10 protein-coding genes are annotated in these 12,513 nt (G+C 69.6%); 5 read left to right on the top strand and 5 right to left on the bottom strand.

From position 1 onward, the window contains the following. The first annotated feature begins 30 nt into the window (after nucleotides 1-30). The 3 genes from KI388_RS05075 to KI388_RS05065 all read left to right on the top strand — a co-directional run bounded on the left by KI388_RS05075 (nucleotide 31) and on the right by KI388_RS05065 (nucleotide 2,953). On the top strand, nucleotides 31-753 hold the full coding sequence (locus KI388_RS05075) for a metal-dependent hydrolase (protein ID WP_215088280.1): 723 nt from the start codon (nucleotides 31-33) through the stop codon (nucleotides 751-753). Between the two features lie 308 nt (nucleotides 754-1,061). Further along, nucleotides 1,062-2,459 carry a sugar porter family MFS transporter gene (locus tag KI388_RS05070; RefSeq protein ID WP_345777402.1) on the top strand — a complete coding sequence of 466 codons (1,398 nt, stop codon included), beginning with the start codon at nucleotides 1,062-1,064 and terminating at the stop codon, nucleotides 2,457-2,459. Nucleotides 2,460-2,554: 95 nt separating this feature from the next. Then, nucleotides 2,555-2,953, top strand: a complete 399-nt coding sequence (locus tag KI388_RS05065) for an OsmC family protein (protein WP_017343203.1) — start codon at nucleotides 2,555-2,557, stop codon at nucleotides 2,951-2,953. 44 nt (nucleotides 2,954-2,997) lie between these two features. Here the strand turns inward: KI388_RS05065 and KI388_RS05060 are convergent, their stop codons facing one another. Continuing rightward, entirely contained in the window at nucleotides 2,998-5,667 is a 2,670-nt protein-coding gene (locus tag KI388_RS05060) for a PAS domain S-box protein (protein WP_215088279.1), read from the bottom strand. Nucleotides 5,668-5,713: 46 nt separating this feature from the next. Further along, complete coding sequence (locus KI388_RS05055) at nucleotides 5,714-6,379, bottom strand: O-methyltransferase (RefSeq protein ID WP_215088278.1); 666 nt, start codon at nucleotides 6,377-6,379, stop codon at nucleotides 5,714-5,716. Nucleotides 6,380-6,585: 206 nt separating this feature from the next. Between KI388_RS05055 and KI388_RS05050 the strand changes: the two genes are divergently transcribed. After that, a complete protein-coding gene (locus KI388_RS05050; RefSeq protein ID WP_215088277.1) occupies nucleotides 6,586-8,259 on the top strand; it encodes a methylmalonyl-CoA mutase family protein in 1,674 nt (557 codons plus the stop codon). 31 nt (nucleotides 8,260-8,290) lie between these two features. Here the strand turns inward: KI388_RS05050 and KI388_RS05045 are convergent, their stop codons facing one another. Both KI388_RS05045 and KI388_RS05040 read right to left on the bottom strand, forming a co-directional pair. After that, a complete protein-coding gene (locus tag KI388_RS05045) occupies nucleotides 8,291-9,094 on the bottom strand; it encodes a formate/nitrite transporter family protein (protein WP_215088276.1) in 804 nt (267 codons plus the stop codon). Nucleotides 9,095-9,160: 66 nt separating this feature from the next. Next, a complete protein-coding gene (locus KI388_RS05040; RefSeq protein ID WP_215088275.1) occupies nucleotides 9,161-9,661 on the bottom strand; it encodes a PH domain-containing protein in 501 nt (166 codons plus the stop codon). A gap of 231 nt (nucleotides 9,662-9,892) precedes the next feature. Here KI388_RS05040 and mce point away from each other — a divergent pair, with 231 nt between their 5' ends. Beyond that, a complete protein-coding gene (mce, locus tag KI388_RS05035) occupies nucleotides 9,893-10,279 on the top strand; it encodes a methylmalonyl-CoA epimerase (protein WP_215088274.1) in 387 nt (128 codons plus the stop codon). A gap of 43 nt (nucleotides 10,280-10,322) precedes the next feature. On the opposite strand, the gene KI388_RS05030 is transcribed toward mce, so the two are convergent. Beyond that, the gene (locus tag KI388_RS05030) at nucleotides 10,323-12,476 is read right to left on the bottom strand and encodes a S9 family peptidase (RefSeq protein WP_215088273.1); all 2,154 of its coding nucleotides are present in this window, start codon (nucleotides 12,474-12,476) and stop codon (nucleotides 10,323-10,325) included. Between the last annotated feature and the right edge of the window lie 37 nt (nucleotides 12,477-12,513).

The following is a 12,513-nucleotide window of genomic DNA, read 5'->3' as shown; positions in this document are numbered from 1 at the left end:
TACGTCGCGACGAGACGTGCGGAACGGACCATGGAACTCACCTGGCACGGCCACTCCACGTGGCACGTCGTCGTCGAGGACACGGAGCTGCTGATCGACCCGTTCTTCGACAATCCGAAGACCGACGTCGACCCCGGGGAGCTGGACCCCGACTACCTCCTCTTGACCCACGGGCACGCGGACCACGTCGCCGACGCCGCCGAGTTCGAGGACGCCACCGTGGTCGCCACCCCGGAGCTCACGGCCTACGTTCAGGAGAACTTCGGCCACGAGCACACGCTCCCGGCCGGCGGGATGAACATCGGCGGCACCGCCGAGTGCGGCGACGCGTGGGTGACGATGGTCCGCGCGGACCACACGAACGGGATCGAGAACGACCCCGACTACTCGGCCGGCATGCCGGCGGGGTTTGTCATCGGAGACAAGAAGCCGACCCAGGAGTCGGACGCCGACTGCACCACGTTCTATCACGCCGGCGACACGGGCCTGATGTCCGAGATGGTCGACGTGATCGCGCCGTACCTCGAACCGGACGCGGCCGCCCTGCCCGCCGGCGACCACTTCACCATGGGGCCCGCGGGCGCCGGCATCGCCGCCGACTGGGTGGGCGCCGACGTCGTCTTCCCGATGCACTACGACTCGTTCGGGCCGATCGAGATCGAGACCCGCGAGTTCGTCAACGAGGTGAAGGCGGCGGGCGCCGCCGCCGAGCCGATCGTCCTCGACGGCGACGAGACGTACACGCTGGAGTAGCGCGAGAGGACCGCGGACGCCCCGTCGACAACGCGGGCGACGACCATCTTTTATAAACGGTAGCGCGACCTGAGAGCGCGGGGTCCGCGAGCGGCGTTCGCACCGTCCCCGGCGTACGCGGTTCCCGTTCCGCAACCGAGCCGTCGCACGCGGCAGCCGTAGAATACTATTCAGATCCGAATAAATATAATCCGCGCAGCGATAGATTCCGTTCGCCTCCGTCAGCACAAATATATTGAATATATTTAAATTAATAATAAACCAAAAGACTTCTAAATAAAAGTTGGTTAGGGCCGAATTGGTACGCCATGTCAACCGCTGATATGCGGGCCGTGATCCGGGGCGACGGCGGACGCTTCGTGTACGTCGTCTCCGCGCTCGCGGCGCTCAACGGACTCCTGTTCGGGTTCGATACGGGGATCATCTCCGGAGCCATCCTCTTTATCGACACCACCTTCGAACTGAGTCCCCTGATCGAGGGGATCGTCGTCAGCGGCGCGATGGTCGGCGCGGCCGCCGGGGCGGCCGTCGGCGGGCAGATATCCGACCGCATCGGCCGCAAGCGGTTCATCCTGATCTCGGCCGGGGTGTTCTTCCTCGGCTCGTTCCTCATGGCGGTCGCGCCGACCGTCGAGGTGCTCGTCGCGGGGCGGATGATAGACGGGGTCGCGATCGGGTTCGCCTCGATCGTCGGCCCGCTGTACATCTCCGAGATCGCGCCGCCGTCCGTCCGCGGCGGGCTCACGTCGCTGAACCAACTGATGGTCACCGTGGGGATCCTCTCGTCGTACTTCGTCAACTACGCCTTCTCCGGCTCCGGGTCGTGGCGGATCATGCTCGGCGCGGGGATGGTCCCCGCCGTCGTGCTCGCGGCCGGGATGGCCCGGATGCCCGAGAGCCCCCGGTGGCTCTACGAACGGGGGCGGACCGACGAGGCCCGCGCCGTCCTCCGTCGCACGCGCGACGGCGAGGTCGACTCGGAGCTGTCGGAGATCGAGACGACCGTCGAGGCCCAGTCCGACAGCGGGGTCCGCGACCTCCTCAGCCCGTGGATGCGCCCGGCGCTGATCGTCGGTCTCGGGCTGGCGGTCTTCCAGCAGATCACCGGGATCAACGCGGTGATGTACTACGCGCCGACCGTGCTGGAGTCGACCGCGTTCGGAAGCTCGCAGTCGATCCTCGCGTCGGTGGCTATCGGCGCCGTCAACGTCGTCATGACGGTCGTCGCGATTCTCCTCGTCGACCGCGTGGGACGCCGGCCGCTCCTGCTCGTCGGGACCGGCGGGATGATCGGGTCGCTCACCGTCGCCGGGCTCGTCTTCCAGTTCGCCGACCCGACCGGCGGACTGGGGTGGCTGGCGACGCTCACGCTCATCTCGTTCGTCGCGTTCTTCGCGATCGGACTCGGGCCGGTGTTCTGGCTGCTCATCTCCGAGATATACCCGCTCGCCGTCCGCGGGAGCGCGATGGGGATCGTGACCGTCGCCAACTGGCTCGCGAACCTCGCGGTGACGCTGTCGTTCCCGGTGCTGCTCGACGGGATCGGCACGCCGGCGACGTTCTGGCTGTTCGGCGCCTGTAGCGTCGTCGCCCTCCTGTTCACCTACCGGACCGTCCCCGAGACCAACGGCCGGACCTTGGAGGCGATCGAGGCCGACCTCCGGGGCGCGACCGGAATGACGGCGGACGCCTCCGGCGACGACTGACGCGCCGGAGGCTGCGGACCGCCGACCGTCGGTGCGCCCTCTCCGTGCCGATGCCGGCAACCTTTATCGTCGTGAGGCCGAACGGACGGACGACTATGGCAGACATCGAGACGTCCACGGTTTCCGAAGAAGGGTACGCCAGCACCAGTCAGGTCGGGGAGTTCGACCTCCAGATCGACGCGACCGACGAGACGGGACCGAACCCGAACGCGACGCTCGTCGCGACGTACGCCTCCTGTTACCTCCCCGCGCTCCGCGTCGGCGGGAGCCAGCGCGGCGAGGAGGACTTGGGCACGATCCAGATCGACGCGAGCGCCGAACTCGACGACGACGACGACCTCGAATCGATCGCGTTCGACGTCCACGTCGAGGCCGACCTCGACGACGAGACCGCCGCCGACATCGCCGAGCGCGCCGAGGGCATCTGTCACGTCCACAGCGCGCTCCGCGAGGGGCTCCACGCCGACGTCAGCGTCTACCCCGGCGCGTTCTGAGCCGTCCGGACACCGCACTCGTTTTCATCAGCGTCCCGACCGATCTAGTCCCGCTGCCCCGCCTCTCCGGGGGCCGACTCGCCGCCCACGCCGGTCGACCCGCCGCCCGCGACGCTCGATTCACCGTCCTCCGTGCCCGGTTCCGCGCCCGCCGACTCCGGCCGGTCGACGTCGACGAACTCGAAGCGGGCGCCGCCGCCGTCACCCTCCGCGACGGCGACCTCCCAGCCGTGCGCCTCGGCGATGCGCTCGACGATCGCGAGCCCGAAGCCGGTCCCCGTCTCGGAGGTGGTGTAGCCGCTCTCGAACACCTCGTCGCGCTCGTCCGGGGCGATCCCCGGCCCGTCGTCTTCGACGTAGAACCCGTCCGGAAGGTCGTCGACGACGACGCGCTCGCCGCCGTGCTCGTCGGCGTTCCGGAACAGGTTCCCGAGGAGCTGCCGGACCCGCCCGGGGTCGGCGTATATCTCCCCGTCGGTCTCGACGGCGACCTCGACCGACGGCCCCTCCGAGTCGCCGTCCGAGCCGAACGGGTCCTCGCCGTCGGCGGGGCCGAACGCGTCGTCGCTGTACTCGGCGGCCAAGTCCCCGAGGTCGACGCGCTCGACCGACCCGACCGCCTCGCCCTGCTTGGCGAGCGCGAGCACGTCCTCTATCAGCCGCTCCATCTCGTCGAGCGCGCGCTCGCAGCGGTCGAAATAGGAGTCGGTGCCCGTCTCGCGGGCGAGCCGCAGGTACCCGGAGAGGACGTTGAGCGGGTTCCGGAGGTCGTGGGAGACGATGCTCGCGAACTCGTCTAAGCGCTCGTTCTCGCGTTCGATCCGGCGCTCGTACGCCTTCCGTTCGGAGATGTCGCGGCTGCTCGCCAGGAAGCGGTCCTCGCCTCGGACGTCGATGCGCCTGACGTTGACCTCGACCGGGAACGTCGAGCCGTCGGCCCGGACGAACGAGGTCTCCAGCCGGACCGTCTCGTCCATCTCCAGGTCGTTCCAGAGCCGCACGCCCTCTTCCGGGGTCAGCTCCGCGTCGACCTCCCAGACGTCCCTCCCGACGACCTCGTCGCGCTCGTACCCGAGCGCCTCCGTCATCGCCCGGTTCGCGTCGACGATCTCCCCCGACTCGTCGTGGATGTCGACCATGTCCGGGGAGCGCTCGAACAGCGCCTCCAGCCGGGCGGAGGTGTGTTCGAGCCGGCGCTGCCGGCGTCGGTCCCCCGTCACGTCCCGCGAGATGCCGAGCACCCCGTCGAACTCGCCGTCGATGACGAGCCGCGTCAGGGCGTAGTCGATGATCGCGTCCGACTTCGTCGGGAGGTCGAGCTCCGTCGTCCCGGTCAGCGAGTCGCGGTCGCCGTCGACGAGCGCGCCGAACGGGTCCCCGTCGCTCGTCTCTCGGACCCGCTCGATGAGGCGGCTCTGTTCTCCGACGAGCCCCTCGGGCGAGGCGCCGTACACGTCCGCGAGGTGGTCGTTGACGAGGTCGAACCGCCCGTCGGCGTCGTAGATACAGACCGACTCGGGCAGCTCGTCGACGATGCGGCGATATCGCTCCAACTCCCGCTCGCGCGCCTTCTCCTCGGTGACGTCGATGTGGATCCCGACGGCCCGGAGCGGCTCTCCCGCATCCGTCCGCTCGACGACGCGACCGCGGTCGCGGATCCACTTCCAGTCGCCCGACTTCGTCCGCATCCGGAAGTCGGCCTGATAGAGGTCCGCCTCGCCGGCGAAGTGCGCCTCGATGGCGTCCCAGGCGTCCTCGATGTCGTCGGAGTGGACCCGGTCCTCCCACGAGGAGAGGTCGAAGGCGATCTCGTCGGTTTCGTGCCCGAGCATCGCCGCCCACCGCTCGTCGAACCGGACCTCGTCGGTCCGGACGTTCCAGTCCCAGACGCCGACGTCGGCCCCCTCGACGGCCAGTCGGAGCCGCTCGGACAGCTCGCGGAGCTCCCGCTCCTGTTCCCGCTTTTCCGTCACGTCCCGGAAGTACAGCGCGAGCCCGTCGTCCGTCGGGTAGGCGTTCACGACGAGGTCGGCGCCGAGCCGGTCGACGTGCTGTTCGAACCGCACCGGATCGCCCGTCGCGGCGGCCTCCCGGAGGGCCGCCTCGCCGTCGGTGCCAGCGGTCTCGGGGAACAGGTCCCAGATCCGCTCCCCGAGCAGGTCGTCCGCGTCGAGGTCGATCATCCGCACCGCGCGGTCGTTGAGGTACGTCACCTGCCAGTCGACGTCGATCTCGCAGAACGCGTCGGACACCCGGTCCAGGTGCCGAGCGATCCGGCGCGACTCCCGCGTCCGCGAGACGAGGTCACCGACCGCGGCCGCGAGCCGCGAGTACCCCTCCGGCTCCGCGCCCTTGCGGAGGTACTCGTCGACGCCCGCCGAGACCGCCTCGCTGGCGACCGCCTCCGACCCCTCGCCGGTGAACAGCACGAACGGGAGGTCGCCGTGCCGCTCGCGGACGGTTTCGAGCAGTTCGATCCCGTCCGTCCCGGGCATCTCGTAGTCCGAGACGACGCAGTCGAACGTCGACGCGGACAGCGCGTCCAGCGCCGCCGCCGCACTCTCGGCCGGCGTCGCCTCGATCCGGTCGTCGCGCTCCTCGAGGAGGGACGCCGCCACGTCCGCGAACCCCGGCTCGTCGTCGACGACGAGCACGCGGACCACCGAGCGCCCTCGGGCACCGTTCGACCCGTCGGCTTCGATCCCTCCGCTCATCCGCGATGATGTTCTTTACTCGACATGATAACCGTTTCGCTCGGGGTCACCGGACGACCGTCGAGACGGCGATGCCGGACCCGACGGGGAGTACCGCCGTCTCGACCGCGTCGTCCGAGCGGACGGTCCCCAGGTACTCGCCGATGCCGCGCGTCTCCCCGTCGACCGCGTCGTCCGGGAGCGGTTCGCCCGCCTCGAAGTGCGCGACGAGGGCCTCGAAGTCGATGGGGCCGCGGGTGACGTTGTCAGCGACGACCACGCCCCCGGAGCGGACCTTCGGCAGGACCGTCCGGTAGGCGTCGGCGTACCGCCCCTTCTGGTGGTCGATAAGGACCACGTCGAAGGGACCGTCGTAGCGCTCGACCGTCTCCATCGCGTCCCCGACCTCGAAGGTGACCTCGTCGGCGTAGCCGTGATCGGCGGCGAACGCGACGCCGCGCTCGGCCTCGTCGGCGTCGAACTCGGTGCACACCACGCGCTCGGCCCCGCCGCGGAGGAACCACGTGGCGGAGTAGCCGAAGCCGGAGCCGAACTCGAAGACCCGGTCCGCGTCCGTCAGCCGCGCGAGCAGGCGGAGGACCGCCCCCGCCTCGGGACCGATGACGGGGAACCCCCACTCGTCCGCGAGGTCGGCCATCTCCGACTGGACCGCGGTGTGTTCCGGCGCCGTCGCGGAGAGGAACCGACGCGCGGGGTCGGTGAACACGTCCATATCGCCACGTCGGACGCCCGACACTTAAATCGGACCGGCGGATTGGTCGGCGTCGCGCCCCGGTCGGGACGCCACACCCCCGCCCGCCGCACCGCCCCGCTCCCGCTCGCCGCCCCGCTCCCGCCCGCCGCATCGACTCGTTCCCACCCGCCGCACCGCCCCGCCCCTGAAAACTGTTAAGTCCCGCTCGGTCGACCGATTCAATAATGTACGACCCTGAGGAACTCGCCGCGATCCGGGAGGCCAAGGAGTCGTGGGAGGACGGAACCTACGGCGAGACGGTCGACCGGTTCGGCGAGCGAGAGGAGACGTTCACCACCGACACCGGGGGGCAGGAGGTCGACCCCCTCTACACCCCGGCCGACGTCGAGACCGACTACCGCGAGGACCTCGGCTACCCCGGCGAGGAGCCGTACACCCGGGGCGTCTACTCGACGATGCACCGGGGGCGGCTGTGGACGATGCGCCAGTACGCCGGGATGGGCACCGCCGCGGAGACGAACGAGCGGTTCCAGTACCTCATCGACGAGGGGTCGTCCGGGCTGTCGATGGCGTTCGACCTCCCGACCCAGATGGGGTACGACTCCGACGCCGCGATGGCCGAGGGCGAGGTGGGGCGCTCGGGCGTCGCAATCGACACCTTAGACGACTTCGAGACGGTCTTCGACGGCATCCCGCTCGACGAGGTGTCCACGTCGATGACGATCAACGCCCCCGCCGCGGTGCTGCTCGCGATGTACGTCGCGATGGGCGACGAGCAGGGGGTCCCGCGCGACCAGCTCCGCGGGACGATCCAGAACGACATCATGAAGGAGTACATCGCGCGGAACCTCTACATCTACCCGCCGAAGCAGTCGATGCGGCTGATCACGGACATCTTCGAGTTCTGCGCGGCCGAGACCCCCAGCTTCAACACCATCTCCATCTCGGGGTACCACATCCGGGAGGCCGGCTCGACCGCGGCCCAGGAGATCGCCTTCACCCTCGGGGACGGCATCGAGTACGTCGAGGCCGCGCTCGACGCCGGACTCGACGTCGACGAGTTCGCCCCCCAGCTCTCCTTCTTCTTCAACGCTCACAACAACATCTTCGAGGAGGCCGCGAAGTTCCGCGCCGCCCGCCGGATGTGGGCGCAGATCATGGAGGAGCGGTTCAGCGCCGAGAACCCCAAGTCGAAGCAGCTGAAGTTCCACACCCAGACCGGCGGTTCGACGCTCACCGCCCAGCAGATCGAGAACAACGTCGTCCGCGTCTCGTATCAGGCGCTCGCCGCGGTCCTCGGCGGCACCCAGAGCCTCCACACGAACGGGAAAGACGAGGCGCTCGCCCTCCCGACCGAGAAGTCCGTCCGCACCGCGCTGCGCACCCAGCAGATCCTCGCTCACGAGTCGGGCGCGGCCGACACGATCGACCCGCTCGCGGGGTCGTACTACGTCGAGAGCCTCACCGACGGGATCGAGGAGGAGGCGTTCGAGATCTTAGAGGAGGTCGACCGCCGCGGCGGCATGCTGGAGGCCGTCGAGAGCGGCTGGGTCCAGCGGCAGATCCAGGACGTGGCCTTCGAGCGCCAACAGGAGATCGAGGAGGGCGAGCGGATCATCGTCGGCGTCAACGAGTTCGAGGTGGACGAGGAGCCGGAGATGGACCTCGAAGAGGTCGACCCCGACCAAGAGCAGAACCAGCGGGAGCGCCTGAACGGGGTGAAGGCCGACCGCGACGACGACGCGGTCGAGGACGCGCTCGCCGGGCTCCGCGAGGCCGCACAGGGGACCGAGAACGTGATGCCCCACGTCGTCGACGCGGTGAAGGCGTACGCGACGGTTCAGGAGATATCCGACGTGCTCCGCGACGAGTTCGGGGAGTACAAGCCGGGTCGCTAGGCCGTCGGGAACCCCGGTCCGCGGAACGGGGTCAGTTCGCGCCGCGGACGACGTGTCCGTACTTCAGCAGCGCGACGAACACCGCGCCGCCGAACGCGTTGCCGAGCGTCGCCAGCACGAGGAACCCGACGTAGTCCATCGGGGTGACGGCCGACGAGACGAGCAGCCCGAACAGCACCTCGACGTTGCCCGCGATCGAGTGCGGGAGGTGGAGCAGGCCGATCGTGCCGGTGACGATCAACACGAGGAGGATCCGCGCGGTCGTGTCCTGCGCCGCCGTCACGAGCCACGCCAGCAGCCCCATCAGCCACCCGGCGAACACACCGCCGACGAACAGCCACGGGAGGTCGTGGTCGACGAGCTTCAGCGCGATGGTCTCGAACGACGCGGGGTCGACGACGCCGAGTTCGGGCATCAGCAGGGTCACGAGCAGGGTGAACAGCAGTCCGCCGACGATGTTGCCGACGTACACGAGCCCCCAGAGCCGCCCCAGCTGTCGGACCGAGGCCTGCCCGTCGATCACGGGGATCACCGCCAGCGTCGTGTGCTCGGTGAAAAGCTCCGAGCGACCCAAGATGACGAACATGAAGCCGATGGAGTAGACGCTCGCCAACAGCAGCTCGGTCGGGAGGTCACCGAAGCCGCCCGGTGAGAGGGTCAAAACGACGGCCATCATCAGCGGGCCGAACCCAATGTCCAGCCCCGCCGACAGCCCCGACAACAGCAGCCCGGACCGCTCCCGGTTCATCTCGTGAAGCCCGGTCTCGAGCAGCGAGCCGAGGATGTTCCGGGACGACATCTGCTCCGTCGCCGCGTCGGTCTGTGAGTCGCTCACGGATTCACTCGCTCGACGGTTGTCCCGGCACGCAAGCAAAAGTTCGGGTCGCGGCGATCCGGGCGGTTACTTCCGGTCCATCGACGAGTCGTACTTGCGCTGGTGGGTCCGGACCGACTGCGCGACGCCCTCGTGGTCGGGGACGCCGACCCACGGGATGTGGGTGCCGTCGGACGTCCGGACGTCGATGTGGCCGTGCCCGAGGAGCCGCCCGATGAGGCTCTGGGAGGTGTCGATGCCCTGAATGTCGGAGATGCGGTACTCGCGGGTGTCGCTCCGCAGGAAGCCGACCTCCTTTTTCACCCGCTCGTCGGTGACGATGTACCGGGACTGGCTCCGGGCGAACGCGACGTAGCCGACGACGAGTCCGGCGACGACGAGGCCGCCGAAGAAGCCGTCGAGGCCGGCCCCGAGGCTGAACAGGAGGATCAGGGCCGCGACGCCGAGGTGTTTCCACCAGAGGCCCCATCCGGGGTGTCGGTTCTGTAGGACGGACTCGCCGTCCATCACGTTGATGCCGGTCGTCCCGGCCTCGTGTCGTACGCCGTGTGCTTCTTCAGTAGACATTCCCTTCGTCTGCTCTCGCCGCCCCGGTTAACTGTAACACAACATTTCTGTTTCGGAATATCAAAACAAATAAACAAGATCGAGGCGGTCGAGGTACTGCGATTTTACTCAGAAATTTCCAGAAAAAAGATATGTTCGAATTCATATTAGTTTCGGGAACTCGCTGTCGACGACGGCGGCGCTCCCCGGAGCGTCGCCCGTTATAAGTCGCGGACGCTCGTACGCTCGGGCATGCGCTTCGACCACGTCGGCGTCGCCACGCGCGACGCCACCGCCTTGGCCGACCTGTTCGGCGGTCTGCTCGACGCACCGGTCGCCCACGAGGAGACGTTCGACGACATGCGGATCGTCTTCCTCGAACTCGACGGGGGCGGCTACTTCGAGCTGCTCGAACCGGACGCGGGCGGGACGATAGCCGACTACCTCGACCGCGAGGGGCCCGGCGTTCACCACGTCGCGCTCGCGGTCGACGACCTCCCGGCCGCGCTCGACCACGCGCGCGACCTCGGGATCGACCTCGTCGACGAGGGGCCGCGCCCCGGCGCGTGGGGCCACGAGGTGGCGTTCTGTCACCCGCGGTCGACGGGCGGCGTGCTCGTGGAGTTCGTCGAGCACTGAGAGCGGTAATGGCGGGGGCCCTACCGGACCCCGCTCGACCGACTCACTCCTCGTCTGCTTCGGCCTCGACCGCCGGGTCGTGGGTCTCGTACCAGTCGAGGATCTTCTCTAGCCGGTGGATCGCGCGGTCGGGGTCACCGATGTTGTGGTGTTCGTCCGGGTAGACGACCAGTTCGGCGTCGACCCCCTGCTTGCGGGCGGCGACGTACAGCTGCTCCGACTGCGAGGAGGGGCACCGCCAGTCCTCGCCGCCGGCCATCACGAGCAGCGGCGTCTCGATGTTCCCGGCGTCGAGGACCGCCGTCGACGCGTCGTACGCCTCGGGGTTCTCCCACGGGAGCCCGAACTCCGCCTCCAGCCAGACGTGGGTGTCGTCCGTCCCGAACGCCGACCGGAGGTCGTAGATGCCGTGCTCCGGCGCCGCGGCGGCGAACAGGTCCGGCTCCTGGGTGACGAGGAACCCCTGCGCGATGCCGCCGTACGAGAAGCCGTGGCCGAACACGCGGTCGGGGTCGACCCAGCCGCGGTCCGCGAGCGACTCGACGCCGGCCGCGATGTCGTCGACCTCGGCGGTCCCCCACTTCCCGGTCAGCTCCGCGGTGAACTCGCGGCCCCGGGAGGTCCCGCCGCGGTAGTTCGGGCGGAAGACGAGGTACCCGCGGCTCGTCAGGGCGGCGTGCCCGAAGCTGAACACCGGCTCGTCGTACGACATCGGGCCGCCGTGGATCGCCACCACCAGCGGGTGGTCGCCGTCCGCGGGGTCGACCTCGGGGTCGTGGTAGCACACGCCGTCGAGCGTCCAGCCGTCGGACTCCCAACTGACGCGCTCGGCGGTCGGCATCGAAAACTCGTCGACGAGCGACTCGTTGACGCGGGTGAGCCGCCGGAAGGACTCCGGTTCACCCGTGGCGTCGAGGTCAGCGACGTCGACCGCGTAGAGGTCGCTCCCGTCCTCCGGCTCCGACAGGACCGTCACCGCCGTCGACCCGCCGTCGGCCACGTCGAAGCCGGCCATCGCGCGGTCGCGGCCCTGCGCCTCGAAGGCGCGCTCGACGGTTCCGTCGGTCTCGACGCGGGCCAAGCGGGTGCTGCTCTCGTCCGCGATTCGGACGTATATCGCGCCGTCGACCCACATCGGCTCCCCGCCGCGGGCGACCGTCCGGTCGAGGTCGGCGGTGAGCGAAGCGACCTCGCCGCCGCTCTCGCTCACGAGGTACACCTCCGCCGGGGCCGGCGGGTCGTCGGGGTCGCTCGCGACGGTCGCTATCTCGTCGCCGTCCGGGCGCCACGCCGGCGCGCCGTGGGAGAGGTCGCCGCCCGTGAGCCGCTCCGCGTCGCCGCCGTCGGGCGAGACGGCGTACAGGTCGCGGACGGTCGTGTCGTCCGGGCGGTCGAGCCGGCAGGACGTGAACGCGATCCGGCCGTCGGGCCCCCACGCGGGGTCCATGCCGGCGAGGTCCTCGAAGGCGCCGCCGCCGTACGCGTCGTCGAGCCGTCGCGGGTCGCTCTCGGGGTCGTCGAGGTCGACGACGAAGAGGTACCGCGTCACGTCGTCGGTCCAGCCCGCGCCGTTCACCTTGTGCTGGAGCCGGGTCGTCTCGATGGGGCCGCCCTCCTCGCGCACCTGATCGAGGTACTCGGACTCCTCGTCGGTCGGGTCCCGGGACTCGATCACCAGTCGGTCGCCGTCGGGCGCCCAGTCGAAGCCGGCGACGCCCTCGTCGCGCTCGGTGACCTGCCGGGCGTCGCCGCCGAGGGCGAGGTCGAACACCCACACCTGCGGCTTCGGCTCCTCGTCGCCGCTTCCGAGGGGCTCGTCGTCGGCCGCCTCGCCTTCGGCAGCCTCCGCCTCGTCGTCGCCCTCGTCGCCTTCGCTCTCCGTTTCCTCCCCGTCGGCCTCGTCCTCGTCTCGGTCGCGCCAGCCGACTCGTCGCTCGGCGTCGCGCTCGCGGGCGGCCACGAACGCGAGACGGTCGCCGTCCGGGCCCCACGTCGGCGCGGAGGCGCCCGACGCGCTCGTCAGGCGGTGCGGCTCGCGGGAGCCGTCCGTCGGGGCGACGAACAGCGAGGAGACCGCCTCGTCGGCGGCCTGATCGTGCTCGGTCGCGGTGAAGGCGACGCGGTCGCCGGCCGGGGAGACGGCGACCTCGCCTATCTGCGTCAGGTCGTAGTACGCGTCCAGCGGCAGTTCCGACATGAACGCACCCAGCGGCGGGCGCAGCAAATACGTTCGG

The organism is Halorubrum sp. 2020YC2 (genome assembly GCF_018623055.1).
GTDB lineage: Archaea > Halobacteriota > Halobacteria > Halobacteriales > Haloferacaceae > Halorubrum.
The sequence above is the reverse complement of the archived record's forward strand: the minus strand, read 5'-3'. Positions and strand labels throughout refer to the sequence as shown.

Coding starts and splice junctions, on each gene's coding strand:
- KI388_RS05060 (WP_215088279.1), bottom strand. CDS start 5,667: ATGAGCGGAGGGATCGAAGCCGACGGGTCGAACGGTGCCCGAGGGCGC.
- KI388_RS05050 (WP_215088277.1), top strand. CDS start 6,586: ATGTACGACCCTGAGGAACTCGCCGCGATCCGGGAGGCCAAGGAGTCG.
- KI388_RS05040 (WP_215088275.1), bottom strand. CDS start 9,661: ATGTCTACTGAAGAAGCACACGGCGTACGACACGAGGCCGGGACGACC.
- KI388_RS05070 (WP_345777402.1), top strand. CDS start 1,062: ATGTCAACCGCTGATATGCGGGCCGTGATCCGGGGCGACGGCGGACGC.
- KI388_RS05065 (WP_017343203.1), top strand. CDS start 2,555: ATGGCAGACATCGAGACGTCCACGGTTTCCGAAGAAGGGTACGCCAGC.
- KI388_RS05030 (WP_215088273.1), bottom strand. CDS start 12,476: ATGTCGGAACTGCCGCTGGACGCGTACTACGACCTGACGCAGATAGGC.
- KI388_RS05075 (WP_215088280.1), top strand. CDS start 31: ATGGAACTCACCTGGCACGGCCACTCCACGTGGCACGTCGTCGTCGAG.
- mce (WP_215088274.1), top strand. CDS start 9,893: ATGCGCTTCGACCACGTCGGCGTCGCCACGCGCGACGCCACCGCCTTG.
- KI388_RS05055 (WP_215088278.1), bottom strand. CDS start 6,379: ATGGACGTGTTCACCGACCCCGCGCGTCGGTTCCTCTCCGCGACGGCG.